This is a genomic window from Cellulomonas sp., assembly GCF_015234515.1.
In the GTDB taxonomy this organism is placed as follows: Bacteria; Actinomycetota; Actinomycetes; order Actinomycetales; family Cellulomonadaceae; genus Cellulomonas.
The window spans coordinates 148,426-166,906 of sequence record NZ_JADGMY010000016.1 but is presented as its reverse complement, the minus strand read 5'-3'; the positions used below and the strand labels follow the sequence as shown (position 1 = coordinate 166,906).

At 75.0% G+C, this 18,481-nt stretch carries 16 protein-coding genes and 1 other RNA gene; 14 read left to right on the top strand and 3 right to left on the bottom strand.

The genetic code is table 11. The annotated features are described in order from the left end of the window. Positions 1–6 precede the first annotated feature (6 nt). The 6 genes from IR158_RS06530 to IR158_RS06505 all read left to right on the top strand — a co-directional run bounded on the left by IR158_RS06530 (position 7) and on the right by IR158_RS06505 (position 6,476). Positions 7–756: a hypothetical protein gene (locus IR158_RS06530; RefSeq protein ID WP_291810997.1), complete on the top strand. Its 750-nt coding sequence runs from the start codon at positions 7–9 to the stop codon at positions 754–756. Between the two features lie 61 nt (positions 757–817). Next, entirely contained in the window at positions 818–1,849 is a 1,032-nt protein-coding gene (locus IR158_RS06525; RefSeq protein WP_291810994.1) for a substrate-binding domain-containing protein, read from the top strand. A 59-nt stretch (positions 1,850–1,908) separates the two neighbouring features. Further along, positions 1,909–3,426, top strand: a complete 1,518-nt coding sequence (locus tag IR158_RS06520) for a sugar ABC transporter ATP-binding protein (protein WP_291810992.1) — start codon at positions 1,909–1,911, stop codon at positions 3,424–3,426. Then, entirely contained in the window at positions 3,419–4,462 is a 1,044-nt protein-coding gene (locus IR158_RS06515) for an ABC transporter permease (RefSeq protein WP_291810990.1), read from the top strand. Before IR158_RS06520 ends, IR158_RS06515 begins: the two co-directional genes overlap by 8 nt. Beyond that, on the top strand, positions 4,459–5,472 hold the full coding sequence (locus tag IR158_RS06510; RefSeq protein WP_291810987.1) for an ABC transporter permease: 1,014 nt from the start codon (positions 4,459–4,461) through the stop codon (positions 5,470–5,472). The genes IR158_RS06515 and IR158_RS06510 overlap by 4 nt, the downstream gene beginning before the upstream one ends. Continuing rightward, positions 5,469–6,476 carry a DUF4432 family protein gene (locus IR158_RS06505; RefSeq protein WP_291810984.1) on the top strand — a complete coding sequence of 336 codons (1,008 nt, stop codon included), beginning with the start codon at positions 5,469–5,471 and terminating at the stop codon, positions 6,474–6,476. The genes IR158_RS06510 and IR158_RS06505 overlap by 4 nt, the downstream gene beginning before the upstream one ends. Positions 6,477–6,489: 13 nt before the next feature. On the opposite strand, the gene IR158_RS06500 is transcribed toward IR158_RS06505, so the two are convergent. After that, positions 6,490–7,764 (bottom strand): amidohydrolase, encoded by a 1,275-nt coding sequence (locus IR158_RS06500; RefSeq protein WP_291810981.1) that lies wholly within the window; start codon positions 7,762–7,764, stop codon positions 6,490–6,492. Positions 7,765–7,910: 146 nt separating this feature from the next. Between IR158_RS06500 and IR158_RS06495 the strand changes: the two genes are divergently transcribed. The 8 genes from IR158_RS06495 (at position 7,911) to IR158_RS06460 (ending at position 16,116) form a co-directional block, all read left to right on the top strand. Next, positions 7,911–8,876 (top strand): hypothetical protein, encoded by a 966-nt coding sequence (locus IR158_RS06495; protein WP_291810979.1) that lies wholly within the window; start codon positions 7,911–7,913, stop codon positions 8,874–8,876. A gap of 59 nt (positions 8,877–8,935) precedes the next feature. After that, positions 8,936–9,032: signal recognition particle sRNA small type (gene ffs / locus IR158_RS06490), an RNA gene on the top strand. A 159-nt stretch (positions 9,033–9,191) separates the two neighbouring features. Then, positions 9,192–10,118 carry an ATP-binding cassette domain-containing protein gene (locus IR158_RS06485; RefSeq protein WP_291810977.1) on the top strand — a complete coding sequence of 309 codons (927 nt, stop codon included), beginning with the start codon at positions 9,192–9,194 and terminating at the stop codon, positions 10,116–10,118. Next, positions 10,115–11,476: an FtsX-like permease family protein gene (locus tag IR158_RS06480; RefSeq protein ID WP_291810974.1), complete on the top strand. Its 1,362-nt coding sequence runs from the start codon at positions 10,115–10,117 to the stop codon at positions 11,474–11,476. Before IR158_RS06485 ends, IR158_RS06480 begins: the two co-directional genes overlap by 4 nt. Before the next feature lie 76 nt (positions 11,477–11,552). Continuing rightward, positions 11,553–14,168 carry a DNA polymerase III subunit gamma and tau gene (locus tag IR158_RS06475; RefSeq protein WP_291810971.1) on the top strand — a complete coding sequence of 872 codons (2,616 nt, stop codon included), beginning with the start codon at positions 11,553–11,555 and terminating at the stop codon, positions 14,166–14,168. Positions 14,169–14,242: 74 nt separating this feature from the next. Continuing rightward, positions 14,243–14,911 carry a hypothetical protein gene (locus IR158_RS06470; RefSeq protein ID WP_291810969.1) on the top strand — a complete coding sequence of 223 codons (669 nt, stop codon included), beginning with the start codon at positions 14,243–14,245 and terminating at the stop codon, positions 14,909–14,911. A gap of 4 nt (positions 14,912–14,915) precedes the next feature. Then, positions 14,916–15,515 carry a recombination mediator RecR gene (recR, locus tag IR158_RS06465; protein ID WP_291810965.1) on the top strand — a complete coding sequence of 200 codons (600 nt, stop codon included), beginning with the start codon at positions 14,916–14,918 and terminating at the stop codon, positions 15,513–15,515. A 19-nt stretch (positions 15,516–15,534) separates the two neighbouring features. Continuing rightward, complete coding sequence (locus tag IR158_RS06460) at positions 15,535–16,116, top strand: DUF5063 domain-containing protein (RefSeq protein ID WP_291810962.1); 582 nt, start codon at positions 15,535–15,537, stop codon at positions 16,114–16,116. 117 nt (positions 16,117–16,233) lie between these two features. Here the strand turns inward: IR158_RS06460 and IR158_RS06455 are convergent, their stop codons facing one another. Then, entirely contained in the window at positions 16,234–17,376 is a 1,143-nt protein-coding gene (locus IR158_RS06455; RefSeq protein ID WP_291810960.1) for an ABC transporter permease subunit, read from the bottom strand. Further along, positions 17,373–18,446 carry an ABC transporter ATP-binding protein gene (locus IR158_RS06450; RefSeq protein WP_291810957.1) on the bottom strand — a complete coding sequence of 358 codons (1,074 nt, stop codon included), beginning with the start codon at positions 18,444–18,446 and terminating at the stop codon, positions 17,373–17,375. The genes IR158_RS06455 and IR158_RS06450 overlap by 4 nt, the downstream gene beginning before the upstream one ends. Positions 18,447–18,481 lie beyond the last annotated feature (35 nt).

Sequence of the window (18,481 nt, the reverse complement as noted above, 5' to 3'; positions counted from 1 at the left end):
GGCAACGTGGCCAGAACCTACGCGACCCGACGTGAGTACGACGAGTGGCTCAACGAGGCCGCCAGCCTCGCGCGGGCGCTGCGCTACCCGATCACCCCTGACATGGTCAACGACTCGGCCGGGATCGTCTTCGGCGAGGACCAGTACGCCGCTTTCGAGAACGGCCTGTGGTCCCGCGAGGCCTACGAGCTCATGGTGATCTTCGAGTCCCTCAACGAGCCTGCCGTCGACGGTCTGCCCGCCGGCGGCGCCCAGTACTCCGAGTACTCGGGCCTCTGCGACAAGCTGATGATCGTCCATCCCGGCAAGTTCTGCCCGCCGCACTTCCACCAGCGCAAGACCGAGAGCTACGAGGTCGTGCTGGGGGAGATGGAGGTCTTCTACGACCCCGAGCCCGTCGTCGTCGGCGACGAGGAGCCGCTCGCCTTCCGGCCCATGCCCCAGGGGGACGCCTGGCCCGAGGGCGTCGCGCTGGCCGCCGGCCGCGAGGACTCCTACGCGCGCCTGACGAGCTACGTGCGCCTGCGTGCGGGCGACCCGAAGTTCGTCATGCACCGCAAGCACCTGCACGCCTTCCGCTGCCCGGCCGACGCGGACACCCCGCTCGTCGTGCGGGAGGTCTCGACGTACAGCCACGAGCCCACCGAGCACGCCCACGACAAGCCGGCGCCGCTGCCGGCGTGGGCCGGCCTGCACGACAACGCGTTCGTCAGCCCTGCCGCCAACACCGGCCGCCTGACGACCGCCATCCGCTGACGGCCCGCTGCCGGCAGTAGTACCCGCACACCCAGCCACACCCTGTCGAAGGAGACACACCGTGCGACACCTGTCCCGCGCCATCGGCCTCGTCGCCGCGAGCGCACTGCTGATGTCGGCCTGCGCCAGCGGCGCCGACGAGCCCGCCGAGTCGACCCCCACAGCGGGCGACGAGAGCGCCACCGTGCAGTTCGAGAAGAAGGACCCGCTGAAGATCGGGTACTCCGTCTACGACCTGCAGAACCCCTACTGGCAGTCGTACGCCGCGGGCGTCAAGGCCGGTGGCGAGGCCGCCGGCGTCGAGATCGTCGTCGTCGACCAGAAGTCCGACCAGCAGCAGCAGGTCTCGGGCAGCCTCGACCTGATCAACCAGGGCATCTCCGGCCTCGTCGTCACGCCCGTCCAGCCGTCCGCGCTGCCGTCGACGATCGACGCCGCGCACGATGCCAAGATCCCCGTCGTCATCGCCGACATCGGCACCGCCGGCGAGTACGACGCCTACATCCAGTCGAACAACGCCAACGGTGGCGCCCTGGCCGCCGAGTACGTCATCGAGCAGCTCGGTGACGTCCCCGGCCCGCACAAGGTCGGTGTCATCGAGCTGCACGCCGGCTCGGTCGTCGGCGAGGAGCGTGTCGCGGAGTTCGCCTCGATCCTCGGGGACCACGACAACTTCGAGGTCGTCTCGAGCCTCGACGGCAACGACACGGTCGACGGCGGCTTCGCCGCGGCGCAGGACATGCTGTCGGCCAACCCGGACCTGGAGGTCATCTACGCCGCCAACGACGACTCCGCGATCGGCGCCCAGCGCGCCATGGAGACCGCCGGCAAGTCGGTGGAGGACGGCTTCATCCTCATCGGGTTCGACGGCGCCGACGGCGCGCTCGACCTCATCGAGCAGGGCCTCATGAGCGCCACCGTCGCCCAGGACCCGTACGGCCAGGGCATCAAGGCGGTCGAGACCGTCCTCGCGCTCCTCGAGGGCGAGGAGGCCTACGACGACGCGGCCACGAAGACCATCTTCTTCCCGGTCGAGATCGTCACGGCCGACAACCTCGACGACTTCCGCGCGGCGCGCGCGAAGCAGGACTGAAACCCGGTGGGGCGGGGCCACGCGGCCCCGCCCCACCCGTCACCCAAGGAGTCGTCGCCATGACGGCAGTGCTGCAGGTCCTGGACATCGTCCAGGAGTACCCAGGGGTGCGGGCCCTCAAGGGCGTGTCGCTCGACCTGGCCCCCGGCCAGGTGCTCGGGCTCGTCGGTGAGAACGGCGCCGGCAAGAGCACGCTCATCCGCATCCTCGGCGGCATCGAGCAACCCGTGTCCGGCAAGGTCCTCGTCCGCGGCGAGGAGCGTGTCTTCCGGGGTTCCGCGGAGTCGCAGGCCGCCGGCATCAGCGTGGTCAGCCAGGAGTTCCGACTGGTCCCGCAGCTGTCCGTCGCCGACAACATCTTCCTCGGCCACGAGGCCACCCGCGGCGGCGTCGTCGACGCCCGCCGCACCCGCGAGCGCGCCCGCGAGCTGCTCGAGCAGCTCGGGCTGGACCTCGACCCCGACCGCCACGTCTCGTCCCTCACGGTCGGCGACCGGCAGATGGTCGAGATCGCCCGCGCGCTGTCGCGCGAGTTCGACGTCCTCATCATGGACGAGCCGACGGCCGCGCTGAACGGCGCCGAGATCGTGCGGCTCCACGAGATCGTGCGGCGCATCGCGGCGCAGGGCAAGGCGGTGGTGTACGTCTCGCACCACCTCGAGGAGATCTTCCAGATCTGCCACGACGTCGCCGTGCTGCGCGACGGCAGCCTCGTCGCGCACGCCCCGACGACCGAGCTCGACGAGGCCCGGCTGGTCGAGCACATGCTCGGCCGGGCCCCTCAGATCTTCGAACGCGGCGCGGTCATCGACGACGCCGGCGAGGAACGCCTGACCGTGCGCGACCTGCGCGTGCCGGGCATCGCCGAGCCGTTCGACCTGAGCGTGCGCGCCGGGGAGATCGTCGGCCTCGCGGGGCTCGTCGGCTCCGGCCGCACCGAGCTGACGCGCGCGCTCTTCGGCGACCTGCCCGCCACCAGCGGCCAGGTGCTCGTCGACGGCCGCCCCGTGCGGCTGCGCTCCAGCCGTGAGGCCGTGCGCCACGGCATCTTCATGCTCAGCGAGGACCGCAAGGGCGAGGGGATCCTGCCGCACCTCGACGTCACCGAGAACGCGATGGTGTCGCGCGACAGGTCCACGCTCGGCCTGCTGCACCGGCTGGTGCCCGTGCCCGCCGACGAGCGCGCCCAGTTCGAGCGCCTGCGCACCGACATGCGCATCCGCGTGCCGCACGGACGCCAGCTCATCGGCAACCTGTCGGGCGGCAACCAGCAGAAGGTGCTGCTCGGCCGCGCCCTGCTGTCCGGCTGCGCCGTGCTCCTGCTCAACGAGCCGACCCGCGGGGTCGACGTGGGCGCGAAGGTCGACATCTACCAGCTCGTCAAACAGCTCGCGGAGGCCGGCGTCGCCGTCGTGGTCTCGAGCTCCGACGCCCCCGAGCTCGCCGCCATCGCCGACCGGTGCGCCGTGTACTTCGCCGGCCGCCAGGTCGCCGAGCTGCACGGGCGCGACGTCACCGAGGACAACATCGTCGGCGCGTCGGTGGGCCAGACCGTCCAGGAGGGTTCCGATGTCTGACTCCACCTCCACACCGACCACCGCGACCCAGCTCGTCGCCGACGAGCGCGCACGCTCCGCGGAGCGCGCGCGCCGTGCCGACAGCCGCCGCCGTGTCCTGCAGAACGCCGGTGTGGCCGTCCCGTTCCTGCTCGTGCTCGTCGCGGGCCTGCTGCTCGTGCCGCACTTCGCGTCCGGCTCGAACGTCACCAACGTGCTGGTCAACGCGGCGATCCTCGCGATCGTCGGGTACGGCATGACGCTCGTCATCGCGGTGCGCGGGATCGACCTGTCCGTCGGGTCGTCGCAGGCGCTCGCGGCGTGCGTCGCCGCCGCAGCCGTCAACGCGGCGGGGCCGGTCGTCGGCGTCGTCGTCGGCATCACCGTGGGAGCCGCCCTGGGCCTGGTCAACGGGCTGCTCGTGACGCGGCTCAAGGTTCCCGGGTTCGTCGCGACCCTCAGCACCATGAGCGTGTTCCGGGGAGCTGTCCTGCTGTTCACCGGCGGCGCGCCGATCATGATCGCGTCGACGTCGTTCAGGTCGGCCGCGACGTCGTCGGTGCTGGGGGTGCCGGTGCCGTTCCTCGTCGCCGTGCTGCTCACCGGCGTCGCCTGGTTCGTGCTGGACCGCATGCGCTTCGGCAAGCACGTCGTCGCCGTGGGCGGCGCCCCGGAGGCGGCCGTCGACACGGGCATCAGCGTGGACCGCGTCCTGCTGCTCGCCTACCTGACGGCGGGCGCCGCGGCCGGTGTGGGCGGCGTCCTGCTCGCCAGCCAGCTCGGCGTGGTCAACGGCTCCATCGCCGCCGGGCTCGAGCTGCAGGCCATCGCGATCGTCGTCCTCGGCGGCACGAGCATGGCCGGGGGCCGCCCGCGCATCGTCGGGACGTTCATCGCGGCGCTGCTGCTGTCGATGATCAACTCCGGCCTCAACCTGCTCAACGTCCCGTCGTTCTACCAGTACGTCGCGCTCGGTGGCCTGCTGGTCTTCGCGCTGAGCATCGACGGAGCACAGCGTGCCGCCGTGCGCCGCATGCTCGAAGGGAGGCACTCATGACCACCGACACCGCGACCACCCCGCAGGACGCGCCCGACGCGGCTGAGAAAGCGGGTCCGCTGACGGTCGTCCGGCAGCTCGTCGCCCGCCACTACCTCGTGCTCGTGCTCGTCGCGCTGTGCGTGGCCGTCGGCGCCGCGCGCCCGTCGTTCTGGGGCGTCGGGAACCTGTCGAACGTCCTGTTCCAGGCGTCGTTCGTGGGCCTGGCCGCCTGCGGCATGACGATGCTCATCGCCGCCGGCCTGCTCGACCTGTCCGTCGGCGGCGTCATCGCCGTCGCGTCCATCGCGGTCGCGACGGTCCTGCCGCACACGACCATCGGCGGCGCGATCGCGCTGGCCCTGGTCATCGGCGCGGTGCTGGGCCTGGTCAACGGCCTGCTGGTGACGTACGTGAAGATCGCGCCGTTCATCGCGACCCTCGGCACGCTCTACCTGTTCCTCGGGCTCGCGTTCATCTGGACGTCCGGCAAGGTCGTCCCGATCACGTCGAGCAACTACCGTGCCACCACCACGGGCACGCTCGGCTGGGTGCCCGTGCCGTTCCTCGTCTTCGTGGTCCTCGCGTTCGTCACGTACCTGGTGCTGCAGCGCACGTACTTCGGCCGCACGCTGCGGGCCTTCGGCTCGAACGAGCGCGCCGCGGAGCTCGCGGGCCTGCCCGTGGCGCGCGTGAAGGTCGGCGTGTTCGTCGTCGCCGGCATCTGCTTCGCCCTCGCCGGGGTGTTCATGGCGGGCCGCCTGTCGTCCGCCGAGGGCAACATGGCCATGGGCTTCGAGATGGACGTCATCGCCGCCGTCGTGGTCGGCGGCACGGCCCTGCGTGGTGGCCGTGCGACCACGTTCGGCACGGTCGTCGGTGCGGTCCTGTTCGCGGTGCTGGCCAACGCGCTCAACCTGCTCGCCGTCGCCTCGTACTGGCAGTACGTGCTCACCGGCACGGTGCTGGTCACGGCGGTCGCGCTCGGCGCGCGTCGCTCGGCCGCCGCCGAGGTGCGGGGTGCGGGGTGACGCGGGCGACCGGTGACCTCGACGTCGCGGTGCGCCGCCTGGTGGGCGACCCGGCCCAGCTCGTCCACGTCGAGCGCCTGGTGCGGGACGACGGGCCTGGCCGCGGAGCCCCCGTGCTCCTCGTGCGGAACCCGCGAGGCCTGTCGTTCGAGGTGCTGCTCGACCGTGCCATGGACGTCGGCTGGGCCGACGCGCCCGGCCTGCCCCTCGCGTGGCGCTCGGCACGCGGGCCGGTCGCGTCGCAGCGGTACGAGCCGCAGGGCACCGGGTGGACCCGGACCTTCGGCGGCGGCCTGCTCAGCACCTGCGGCCTGGCGTCGACCGGGACGCCCTCGACCGTCGACGGTGTGCACCACCCCCTCCACGGGCGCGTCGGGCACACCCCGGCCGAGCACGTGCGCTGGCGGACGGTCACGCTCGACGGCGTGCCCGCGGTCGAGATCCGCGGCGAGGTCGTCGAGGCCGATCTCGGTGTGCCGCCTCTGCGGCTGCGTCGCCGGCTGCTGGCCCGCACCGACCGTCCCGAGCTGTGCATCGAGGACGTCGTCACCAACGAGGGCTTCGCCCCGGCGGCCCACATGTTCCGGCACCACCTCAACCTCGGCTACCCGCTGGTGCGGCCGGGGACGGTGGTGTCGGCGACGGCCACGCCGGTCGGGACGCGCGACGGGGGCCAGACCCCGACGTTGCCGTGGATGCTCGACCTCGCGGCGGACGGTGCGGGGGACGAGACCGTGCTGTACTGCCGGCCCGCGCCGGGGCCGACCGCGACGGTCACGGTGAGCGCGCCCGACGGGACGTGCGTCGAGGTGGAGCAGGACACCCACGGGTGGCCGCTGCTCGTGCTGTGGCGCGACCCCCGGCCGGGCACCAACGTGCTCGGGGTCGAGCCGTCGACGTCGCGCGACGCCGGGCGGGCCCAGGCCGAGCGCGATGGCGAGGTCCGGGTGCTCCCGCCGGGTGGCGAGGTGCACTACCGCACGGTCGTGCGCGTCCTGGCGTAGTCGTCGCCGTCCGTCAGGCGAAGCGCTCCGCGCGCTCGCGGACGCGGCCCTCGCCCAGCCCGCCGCGGGCCGTCGGGTCCCACGTGTAGACCTCGGTGCCGGTGACGAAGACGTGCTCGGCGCGGGCGTTGACGTCGAGCGGGTCGCCGGACCAGATCACCACGTCGCCGTCGAGCCCGGGGGTCAGCGCACCCACGCGGTCGTCGAGGCGCAGGAACGACGCCGGGTTCACGGTCAGCGCGCGCAGCGCCGTGTCCCGGTCCAGGCCCTCCTTGACGGCGAGCGACGCCTGGTGGACGAGGAAGTTGATGGGTACCACCGGGTGGTCCGTCGTGATCGCGACGCGCACGCCGGCACGCGCCAGGATGCCGAGGTTCTCGATGGCGCGGTTGCGCAGCTCGACCTTGGAGCGCGAGGTGAACAGGGGCCCGAAGATCACCGGCACGTCCCGCTCGGCCAGCACGTCCGCGAGGGCGGCGCCCTCGGTGCCGTGGTTGACGACCAGCCGGTACCCGAACTCGTCGGCGAGGCGCAGCGCGGTCGCGATGTCGTCGGCGCGGTGGGTGTGCTGGTCCCACGCCAGCTCGCCCGCGAGCACGGCCGCCAGCGTCTCCTTGCCGAGGTCGCGGTCGAAGGGCTCGCCCTTGGCCGCCGCGGCGTCCCGGCGCGCCGCGTACGACTGCGCGTCGACGAACGCCGCGCGGATGACGGCGGCGACCCCCAGCCGGGTGGACGGCAGCTGCTTGCGCTCGCCGTACACGCGCTTGGGGTTCTCGCCCAGCGCGGACTTCACGGACACGTCGTGGCGGATGACCTGCTCGTCGACGGTCCGTCCGCCCCACGTCTTGATCGCGACGGTGCGCCCCCCGATCGGGTTGCCCGACCCGGGCTTGATCACGGCGGACGTCACGCCGCCGACGAGCGCGTCCCGGAAGCCCTCGTCCTCGACGTTGATCCCGTCGAGCGCCCGCAGCGCCGCGCCGTTGGGCCCGGTCATCTCGTTCGTGTCGTCACCGGCCCAGCCCTCGGCCTCCTCCATGACGCCCATGTGCGCGTGCGCCTCGACGAACCCGGGCAGCACCCAGCGCCCCGTCGCGTCGACGACCCGCACGCCCTGCGGCACGGCGACGTCCGTGCCGACCGCCGTCACGACGCCGTCCTCGACGAGGACCGTGGCACCCTCCAGAGGCTGCGACGCGACGGGGACGACGTAGCCGCCGACGATCGCGACGGAGCCGCGCGCGGTGAGGATCGGCGACGGGGGCACAGGGCTGCTGACGTCGGGCATGCCGCCATCATGACGCGCACCGGGGGCCGTGCGCCCTCCTGCCGGGCGCCGCGTCGCGCCCTGCGCGTGTGAGGGGAGCGTGCAGGTCCGCGCGCAGGGCAGCCGGACGAATGTCCGGATCGTCCGACGGTGGTTAGCGTGGTGCCATGACCCAGCACCCGTCGCAGACCCCCGAGGAGCGCCTGCACCACGGCGCCCGTCCCGCCCCCGACGCGACGTCCGCGCCGTCCGCCGGCCGCTGGGACCCCGACCGGTGGGACGTCGACCGGTGGCGGTCACCCGTGGTCGGCGCGCTGCTCGGCGTCCTCACGCTGCCCGCCGTCGCGATGGTGCTGGTCGGGCTGCTGGTCCTGGCCGTCCAGGGGGTCGCGACCTGGCTCGTCGTGGCCGGCGTGGCCCTCGTGACGACGCTGCTCGGTGCGATGGGCGCCGTCGTCGCCGCCCGTGGCGGGCACCCGGGAGTCGTGCACCGGCTCGCGGTGCTCTCCTGGGTGTGGGGCGTCCTCGTCGTCGTCCTGGCCGTGGCGCTGGCGCTGTCGCTCGAGTCCGACGAGCGCGTCGCGATCGCGGTGCTGCTCGTCCTCGGCGGCACGTACACCGTCGTCCTGGGACTCGGGCTGTGGGTCGCCTCGCGGGTGCTGCCCGCGCCCGTCGAGCCGACGGGGGACGACGCGGCGGAGGTGGACGACGAGGCGACGCCGCCCCGCGGCGGGCCCACGGTCGACGACGCGTCGACGCAGGCCCCGGCGGCGGACGATGACGAGGTGCTCGCCGACTGGCCCGCATGGGGAGGGTCGGGACCCGACCCGCGCGTCGGCCGTGCGCCGCACCAGGGCAGCACCGAGGACGTGGTCGAGCCCGCGCCCGCCGCGCGTCGGACGTCCGCCGTCCCCGCGCGCGCCGAGCGCCCCGAGCGCCCCGCCGCTCCCCGGCGCACGGCCCCGACGACCGGGCCCGCCGAGCCCCCGCCGCCCCGACGCACCGCGACGCCCGAGGGCCGGTCGCCGCGCCGCACGCCGCCGGTCGGTGACGCCTCCGCGACCGAGCTGATCGCCCGGCAGCCCGGTGACGACGGGCCCCCGACGGAGCGGCTCCCCCCGATCGCTCCCTGACACCACAGGGCACGCGCCAGGTGGGCGCGACGTCCTCCCCACCTGGGTTAGGGTGGTGCGCAGACCCCTCGTACGGCGTCATCTCGCTGAACTCCCCCAGGGCCGGAAGGCAGCAAGGGCAGGCGAGCTCTGGCGGGTGTGCGGGGGGTCCTTGCATGCCCGCAGAGCGTCGGTGCGGCTGCGGGCTGCGACCTGCTCGTGCGACCACGGGTGGGCGCGTGCGCCGCGGTGTCCCCCTCGGGTTGCACGTGAGGGGCCGCGAGAAGGTCCCGGCGCCGGACGCGCCGGCCACCGGCCCGCGCGCACGATGGGCGCATGAACAACAGGTCCGTCCCCGTCCGGCCGCCGCTCCCGATCGTGTCGTCCGGCCCGGCCGCGTCGCCCGGCCCGGCCGCGTCGCCCGGCCCGGCCGCGTCGCCCGGCCCGGCCGCGTCGCCCGGCCCGGCCGCGTCGTCCGGTGGCGCGCCCCGCCTCGCGGCGCGCGGGCTGGTCCACCGCTTCGGGGCCACGACCGCGCTCGCGGGCGTCGACGTCGACCTCGCCGAGGGGGAGTCGCTCGCCGTGATGGGCCCCTCGGGGTCCGGCAAGTCGACGCTGCTGCACGTGCTCGCGGGGATCCTGGTGCCGACGTCGGGCGTCGTGGCGCTGCGCGGGCAGGAGGTGCAGGGGCTCGGGGAGAAGGAGCGGTCGCTGCTGCGCCGCAGCCGGTACGGGTTCGTGTTCCAGCTCGGGCAGCTGCTGTCCGAGCTGTCGGCACGGGAGAACGTCGCCCTGCCCGCGATGCTCACGGGCACGTCGCGCACGGCGGCCGAGGCCGCGGCGGACCGGTGGCTCGCCGCGCTGGGTCTGGCCGGCACGGAGGGACGCCGGCCGGGCGAGCTGTCCGGCGGCCAGGCGCAGCGCGTCGCGGTGGCGCGCGCCCTCGTCACGCGGCCCGAGGTGGTGTTCGCCGACGAGCCGACGGGGTCGCTCGACCAGTCCACCGGGCACGACGTCATGAAGCTGCTGGTGGAGTCGACCCGCGCGGTCGGCGCGTCGCTCGTCGTCGTGACGCACGACGCAGACGTGGCGGCGTGGTGCGACCGGCGCATCGACATGCGCGACGGGCTCGTCGTCGCGCCCGGCTCGACCACCGGGACCGGCGCGGGACCGCGACCCGGTGAGCGGGCGGCGGCCGCGGGCGTCGGGCAGGGCGTCGGGCAGGGCGTCGGCGACCTCCCCGTGAGCGGCGGTGACCGGTGAGGGTCAACCCCGTCCTCGCGCTGGCACCGCGCCTGCAGCGCGCCGGAGGGCGCGACAGCCGCACGACCACCGTCCTGGCCGTCACCGCGTTCGCGGTGTCGACGGCGCTGACGCTCTCCGTCGTCGCGGCGCTGCTCGGATTCATCGACCGGGCCGCGCACCCCGTGACCGACCTCGAGCGCGAGGCCGGCGCGTTCTACGTGACGCTCGCGGTGACGGCGACGATCCTGCTGGTCGTGCCGCTGCTCACCCTCGGTGGCGCAGCGGCACGGCTCGGCGTCGCGCGGCGCGACGCCCGGCTGGCGGCGCTGCGGCTCCTGGGCGCCACCCCGCGCGAGGTGGTCGGCCTCACGCTCGTCGACACCGCCCTGCAGGGCCTGGCCGGTGCGGTGGCGGGGACCGCGCTGTACGGCGTGCTGCTGGCGGTGTGGACGCAGATCCCCTTCCAGGGTCGCCCGTTCACCGTCGGGGAGCTGTGGGTCGGCGTGCCGGTCGTGCTGCTCACCTGGCTCGCGGTGCCGCTGCTCGCGGCGGTCAGCGGTGCCGTGTCCCTGCGGCGCGTCGTCGTCTCGCCCCTCGGTGTCGCGCAGCGCGTCACGCGTCCGGGGCTCAAGGCCGTGCGGGTGGTCGTCGCCGTCCTGGCGTTCGGGGCGTTCATGGTGGTGTCGGTCGCCGGGCAGGCGCTCGCCGCGGCGTTCGTCGGCATCATGCTCGCGGGCCTCGCGGCCGCATTCCTCACGATGAACGCGGTCGGGCCGTGGGCGCTGGGCGTGCTCGGGCGCGTGCGGCTGCGCCTGGCGCGCACGCCCGAGCAGCTCCTCGCCGCGCGACGGCTGCTCGACGACCCGCGGGCGGTCTGGCGCGTCGTCGGCGGGCTGGGGCTCGCGTCGTTCGTCGCGGGGTGCCTCGCGGTCGTGCCCCTGCTCGCGGGCGGTCCGGGCGGCACCCGGGAGGACGCGATCGTCTCGGCGGACCTGCTCACCGGGTCCCTGCTCACGCTCGCGATCACGTTCCTGCTCGCGGCCGTGTCCGCGGGCATCGCGCAGGCCGCGGCCGTGCTGGACCGGCGGCGCGAGCTGTCGCTCGCGCGGCTCGCCGGCGTGCCGACCGAGCTGTTCGACCGCGTGCGGCGACGGGAGGTGCTGGTGCCGGTGCTCGTCGTGTCGGTGGGATCGGCGCTCGCCGCGCTCGTGATGTTCTTCCCGCTCTTCGGTCTCGCTGCGCTCACCGCGCCGCAGGGCCTGCTGCTGCTCGTCGGGAGCCTGACGGTGGGGGTCGGGCTGGTCGTGGCCGCCACGGAGGCGACGCGCCCGCTGCTGCACCGCGTCCTGGCGGACACGGTCGTCCGTGCCGACTGAGAGCCCGCACGCGGGTGGGGTCCACGGGTGGGGACGGCGGTGCCGCCGTGTGGGCGGTGGCGCTTAGGCTCGGGGTGTGACGACAGCGCTGTACCGCCGCTACCGGCCCGAGTCCTTCGCCGAGGTGATCGGGCAGGATCACGTGACCGCGCCCCTGCGGCAGGCCCTGCGGTCGGGTCAGGCCAACCACGCCTACCTGTTCTCCGGGCCACGCGGGTGCGGCAAGACGACGAGCGCACGCATCCTCGCGCGCTGCCTGAACTGCGCCGAGGGGCCGACCGACACCCCGTGCGGCGTGTGCCCCTCGTGCGTCGAGCTGGCCCGCGGCGGCTCCGGGTCGCTCGACGTCGTCGAGATCGACGCGGCCAGCCACGGCGGTGTCGACGACGCCCGCGAGCTGCGCGAGCGCGCGACGTTCGCCCCCGCGCGGGACCGCTACAAGGTCTTCATCCTCGACGAGGCGCACATGGTCTCGCCGCAGGGCTTCAACGCGCTGCTCAAGATCGTCGAGGAGCCGCCGCCGCACGTGAAGTTCATCTTCGCGACGACGGAGCCCGACAAGGTGATCGGCACCATCCGCTCCCGCACGCACCACTACCCGTTCCGGCTCGTCCCGCCCGACGTGCTCGTGCCCTACCTCGAGCAGCTCTGCGCCGCCGAGGGTGTGCCCGTCGGGTCCGGCGTGCTGCCGCTCGTCGTGCGCTCGGGCGGCGGGTCCGTGCGTGACACGCTGTCTGTCCTCGACCAGCTCATCGCGGGCTCGGGCGACGAGGGCCTCGACTACGAGGGCGCCGTCGCGCTGCTCGGCTACACGCACGGCTCGCTGCTCGACGACCTGGTCGACGCGATCGCCGCCCGCGACGGCGCCTCGGCGTTCCGCGTCGTCGAGCGCGTCATCGCGACGGGCCACGAGCCGCGGCGGTTCGTCGAGGACCTGCTGGAGCGGCTGCGCGACCTCATCGTCATCGCGGCGTCGGGGGACGCGGCCGACGCGGTCCTGCGCGACGTGCCGACCGACCAGCTCGACCGGATGCGGCGGCAGTCGACGCACCTCGGCGCGTCCGAGCTGTCCCGCTCGGCCGACCTGGCCAACGCCGCGCTCACCGAGATGGTCGGAGCGACGTCGCCGCGCCTGCACCTCGAGCTGCTCATGGCGCGGCTGCTGCTGCCCAGCGTCGACGACTCGCGCACCGGCCTCGGTGCGCGGATCGACCGGCTCGAGCGCGGGCTGCCCGCGGCCGGAGCTGCACCGGGCGCGCCCGGTCCCGCGGCACCTGCGTCCGCAGGCCGCGTCGAGGAGCCGCGGTCGGCGACAGCACCCGCCGCGACGCCCGTGCCGGCGGCCCGCCCCGAGCCCGCAGCCGGGCGCGCCGAGGCACCCGCTGCCGAGGTGAGCCCGGCCGCGCACGCCACCGCGGCGAGCCCTGCCGCTGCCGACCCCGCCGGCCGCGTGCGCCCGACGGGCGCTCGGGACGGTGCCGACGAGGCGCGGGAGCGTCCGGACGGTCCCGGTGCCCGGGACGAGCCCCGGACCCCGCCGACCACGGCCGCCGCCCAGCCGTCGACCCCGTCCGAGCCGACGACCCCGTCCGAGCCGACGACCCCGTCGGAGCCGGCGGCCCCGTCCGAGCCGACGACCCCGCCTCCGTCGTCGACCGCGTCCGCGTCGTCGCCGCCCGCCCAGCCTGCGGCGCCCGTACCCGGCGCCGCCGCGGCGGCGGACACCGAGATGCTGCGCCGCCGCTGGCCGGACGTGCTGACGACGCTGCGGCGGCTGCGGCTGCCCTCGTGGGCGCTCGTCAACCAGCACGCGCAGATCCTCGAGCTGGACGCGACGACGCTGCGTCTCGGCTTCGCGCAGCCCGGTCTGGTCTCGACCTTCCGCAACAGCAACCACGGTGACGTCGTCGCACGTGCCCTGTCCGAGACGCTCGGCGTGACCGCTCGCGTCGAGGCGGTGCTCGACGAGCCCGGCGGTGCGTCGGCCCGTCCCGCGTCCGCGCCGTCGTCCGAGGTGCCGCAGGTGCCCGGGACGATCTCGCGCGAGCGAGCGGCCGCGTCCTGGGACGTCCCGGCGGCCGCACCGGAGCAGGACGCCCCGCGCGCCGTGCCCGCTGCCGCCGCGCCCGGCGGCCGTCCCGCTGCCGACGGTGCCGGCCGCGATCGCCCGGGTCGTCCGGCCGGTGCCGGCGAGGGCGCGCCCGCGGACGACCGCGCCGGTGGCGGGTCCTCGGGCCGGCCGGTGCCGCCGTGGGAGCCCGAGCCCGGTGAGGGCGCGGCCGCCCGGACGCAGGCCCCCGGCTCGGGTGGTCAGGGTGCGCGTACCGGCGAGGCGCCGGTCGTCGTGCACCCCGACGACGACATCCCGCCCGGTGACGAGCCCGACGACCCGTGGCGCAACGGCCCGCCGGCTGCCCGCACCGCCCGCACGTCCGCCGCCCCGGCCGCTGCCGGACGGCCCGCGTCGGGTGGTCCCGGCGCCCCCGGAACGGCTGCGCCGCACCGGGGGACGGCCCGCGAGCGCGGCGTCGCGGCTGCCCGCGCCGCCGCGGCGCAGTCGCGGGGCCGGATGTCGGAGCCCGACGAGCCGTCGCCCGACGACCCCACGATCGGCCAGTCCGGGCTCGTGGGTGTCCCCCTGGTGGCCCAGGTGCTCGGCGGCCGCGTGATCGACGAGCAGATCGACATCTGACCTCACCGGAGGCACCTGCCATGCCCGCAGCTCACGTGCCCGTGCCTCGTCGCGCACGAGCGGGACGAACGGGGGTGCTCGCGGCCGCGCCGCTCGCCGGCGCGCTGCTCCTCGCCGGGTGCTCGGTGCCGGGCGACGAGGAGCTCGTCGTGTCCGTCACGCGCCTCGACGCCCCGGCCACCGCGGTGGCGCGCTGGGTCGACCCGGAGACGGGTGAGGCGGTCGACGTCCTGGAGGACCAGGACGTGTGGCTCAGCGGCGACCGGCCACCCGGTGACCGGTCCCGCGACGGTCGACCCCGAGGCGACCGCCCCTCCGGCGACACGGGGGCAGGCGCAGGCGGCCGGGCCGGCACGGGGCTGCCACCGGTCCTCGACCGCGAGGTGCTCGACGGGCAGGTCACGCAGTGGCTCACCTGCGACGGCGGGGACCTGCTGGTCCCGACGGCGGAAGCCGTGGAGGTCTCGGGCGACTGCGCGACGCTGACGATCACGGCCGCGGACGCCCGTGTCGTGGCACGCGACGTCGACCGGCTGGTCGTGCAGGGCGCCGGGGCGCAGGTGGTCGTCGCGACGGTCGACGTCGTGGTCGTCGAGGCGCAGGACGTGCGGGTCGCCTGGGAGGACGGCATCCCGGAGGTCACCAGCAGCACCGGCGACGGCGCGGCGTACGGGGCCCGTCGGGGTCGTCCGGCTCGACGCGGGCTGAGGCGTCGGACGCGGCGTCGGGCACGGCTACGCTGACGGGGTGTACGAAGGCGCGATCCAGGACCTGGTCGACGAGCTCGGGCGGCTGCCCGGGGTCGGCCCCAAGAGCGCCCAGCGCATCGCCTTCCACATCCTCGCGGCGGACCCCGCGGACGTGCGCCGGCTCGCGGACGCACTGAGCGAGGTCAAGCTGCGGGTGCAGTTCTGCGAGATCTGCGGCAACGTCGCGCAGGAGCCGCAGTGCCGCATCTGCCGTGACCCGCGCCGCCAGCTGACGACGATCTGCGTCGTCGAGGAGGCCAAGGACGTCGTCGCGATCGAGCGGACGCGCGAGTTCCGCGGCCGGTACCACGTGCTCGGCGGGGCCATCAACCCGATCGCGGGCGTCGGCCCCGACGACCTGCGCATCGCCCAGCTCATGCGGCGGCTCGCCGACGGCACGGTCACCGAGGTCATCCTCGCCACCGACCCCAACGTCGAGGGCGAGGCCACGGCCACGTACCTGGCGCGGCTGCTGGTGCCGATGGGCCTGACGGTCAGCAGGCTGGCCTCGGGTCTGCCCGTGGGTGGGGACCTGGAGTACGCGGACGAGGTGACCCTCGGCCGTGCGTTCGAGGGCCGCCGGCGCCTGAGCGCATGACGACCTGGAGGGGGAGGGCATGACCACCGACGACGAGCGGCCCGTGGCGGACGCGGACCTGAACGAGATCGCGGACGCCGTCGCGTCGGAGGCCCGCGGCTTCCTCACGACGATCACGGAGGTCGCGGCCGGCTCGGCGCCCGACGCGTCGCTGCCGCTGCTGCTGCTGGCGCTGTCCGACCTGCTCGCCGCCGGTGCGCGGCTCGGCGCGACCATGGACGTCGTCCCCCCGTCGCGCTTCGAGCCCGACGTCGGCCCGGACGCGGACCTCGAGCCGCTGCGCGTCAACCTGGCGAACCTGTTCGACGGCATCGACGAGTACGTCGAGGTCGTGGACCCGCTGCTGGGCCCGGAGGTCGAGGAGGCGACGATCTCCGGGGACCTCGTCGCGATCGTCGGCGCGCTCACCCAGGGACTGGCGCACCACGAGCGCGGGCACGTGCTCGAGGCGCTGTGGTGGTGGCAGTTCAGCTACCTGTCCGACTGGGGCGAGCGGGCCGCCAGCACGCTGCGCGCCATCCAGACGATCCTCGCGCACGTCCGTCTCGACGTGGAGGACGACGTCGCGGCCGAGGCGGAGTACGACGCGCTGCAGCCCTGACGCTGGTCCGCCCGCCGGTCGCCGTCCTGGCCGCCGACCGGAGGGGGAGAGGACCGGGGGGCGGGGACGGGGAGGACCGGCGGGCGGCGTCGAGGGCCCGGCGCGGGGCCGGGCGTGTCAGGCCACGCGCGTCCCGCGGGCGAGGGTTCGCTGCGGGATGCGCAGCCGACGGACGGCGACGACGAACCCGGCGGCACCGAGCAGCAGGTTCACCGCGAGCCCGACGGGCCACACCGGACCGGCTCCGTCCCGCACGGGGACGACGTCCGAGGTGCCCTCGTCGCTCCAGCACTCGTCGAGGACCTCCGGCTCACCCAGTCGCAGGTCGCGCAGGGTCTGCGTCGCGGAGCCGACGGCCCCGGCGGGGGAGTCGTCGTACGTCGTCGCCGACGCCGGCACGGCACCGTCCGCGACGACCGCGAACGGGTTGATCGCCAGCAGCCACCACGTCCGCTCCGTCCGGGCCACGGACCGCTCCTGCACGCTCAGCTCGCACACGGGAGGTGCGGTCGGCATGCCGGTCTCGTCGTCCGTCTCCATCCAGTAGGAGTCGGGCACGCCGTAGACCTGCACGTCCTCCGTGGTGCTGAGGAACGGGTAGGTCAGGCCGAAGAAGACGGGCGTGAACACGGTGAGCGCGGCCACCGTGACGAAGGTCAGCACCGTCGAGCCGGCGGGCCGCGCCGCGAGCGTCGACCAGCCGAGGCCCATGCCGCAGACCGCCGCGAGCAGCAGCGCGATGAGCACGACCACGCGCGGCAGCGTCGCGACGGGCACGCCGCCCATCGCCAGGGCGATCGCGAAGAACGGCAGGCTGACGACGAGGAACGCGCACGCGCTGACCCACGCGGCGAGCAGCTTGCCCGCGGCGATCTCCGCCGGCGACAGCAGCGTGACCTGCAGCGTCGCGAGCGTCCCGGCGGACCGGTCCCCGTTCACGGCCGTCGACGCCAGGGTCGGCGTGACGAGCAGGCCGAGCCCGAGCACGAGCGCCGTCACGACGACGAACAGCACCGCGCCGGCCTGGTCGCTCCTGACGGCGGAGTCGTCGAAGATCGTCAGGACCCCGCCCGCGAGGAGCGTGATCGCCCCCACGACGACGAACCACACGATCAGCGCGGTCTTCCACCGTGACGAGCGGACGCGCTGCCGCAGCTCGAGGGCCGCGACGGTGCGCACGCCGTGCCACGTCACCGTCCAGGTGCCCACGCGCGGCGTCGTCCCGGGCACGGGGGTCGGGGTGGTCGTGGTCGCGGTCATCGCCGCTCCTCCTCCAGTGCGAGGTACGCCTGCTCGAGCGCACCGGCGGCGGGTGCCGACGACACCACGGGGACACCGGCGGCGACGGCGTCGCGCAGCAGCGCGACGGCCCCCGTCTCGCCGTCGACGTCGACGAGGACGCCACCTGCCCCGACGGTGCCGGCGGTCGCGTCGGCCAGGCGCGTGGCGCCGTCGGGCCGGTACGCGGTGCCGGTGGAGTCGAGCCAGGACGTCAGCGCCTCCAGCGACAGCGACCGCACCTGCCACGTGCGCCGGCCGGTCGCGACGTCCGCCTCGGACATCCCCGCGACCGTGCGTCCGCGTGAGAGGAACACGGCGTCGTCGGCCATCTCGTCGAGCTCGGACAGCACGTGCGAGGAGACCAGGACCGTGCGGCCCTCGTCCGCGAGGCGGCGCAGCAGGATCCGCAGGTCGACGCGCGAGCGCGGGTCGAGCCCGCTGGCCGGCTCGTCGAGCAGCAGCACCTGGGGGTCGTGGACGAGCGCGCGGGCCAGGCCCAGGCGCTGCTTCTGCCCGCGGGACAGGACGGCGGCGGGCTGGTCGGCGTACTCCGTGAGGTGCACGGTCGCAAGCAGCTCGTCGATGCGGGCCGAGGCGGTCGCGCGGTCGACGCGGTAGGCGTCGGCGAACGTCGCGAGGACCTCGCGGGCCGTCAGGGAGTCCCACGTGCCGAACGCGTCGGGCATCCACCCGGTGCGCGCACGGGCGCCGGCGTTGTCTGTCACGGGGTCGTGACCGGCGACGCGCACCTGGCCCGAGTCCGGGACGAGCAGACCGGCGAGGACCAGTAGCAGCGTCGTCTTGCCCGAGCCGTTGGGCCCGACGAGCGCGGTCACGGCACCGGCGCGCGCCACCAGGTCGGCACCGTCGAGGGCTTTGACCGTCCCGAACGCGCGGCGTAGGCCGGTGACCTCGATGCCGTTGGGCCGGGGGGCGAGCGTGACGGCGGCGGCGCCCGCGGCCGGACCGGTACCGGGCGGCGTCGAGGTGCTCGCATCGGGCGCCGGGGCGGACCCGTCGGGCTGGTCGTGCGGTGCGTCGGGTGGCATGTCGCCACGCTAGGAGTCCCGGCCCCCGTGCGGGT

Bases quoted from the DNA above. Each gene is read 5' to 3' on its own strand.
- IR158_RS06450 (WP_291810957.1), bottom strand. From the start codon at position 18,446: ATGCCACCCGACGCACCGCACGACCAGCCCGACGGGTCCGCCCCGGCG.
- IR158_RS06515 (WP_291810990.1), top strand. From the start codon at position 3,419: ATGTCTGACTCCACCTCCACACCGACCACCGCGACCCAGCTCGTCGCC.
- IR158_RS06455 (WP_291810960.1), bottom strand. From the start codon at position 17,376: ATGACCGCGACCACGACCACCCCGACCCCCGTGCCCGGGACGACGCCG.
- IR158_RS06510 (WP_291810987.1), top strand. From the start codon at position 4,459: ATGACCACCGACACCGCGACCACCCCGCAGGACGCGCCCGACGCGGCT.
- IR158_RS06520 (WP_291810992.1), top strand. From the start codon at position 1,909: ATGACGGCAGTGCTGCAGGTCCTGGACATCGTCCAGGAGTACCCAGGG.
- IR158_RS06500 (WP_291810981.1), bottom strand. From the start codon at position 7,764: ATGCCCGACGTCAGCAGCCCTGTGCCCCCGTCGCCGATCCTCACCGCG.
- IR158_RS06495 (WP_291810979.1), top strand. From the start codon at position 7,911: ATGACCCAGCACCCGTCGCAGACCCCCGAGGAGCGCCTGCACCACGGC.
- IR158_RS06485 (WP_291810977.1), top strand. From the start codon at position 9,192: ATGAACAACAGGTCCGTCCCCGTCCGGCCGCCGCTCCCGATCGTGTCG.
- IR158_RS06460 (WP_291810962.1), top strand. From the start codon at position 15,535: ATGACCACCGACGACGAGCGGCCCGTGGCGGACGCGGACCTGAACGAG.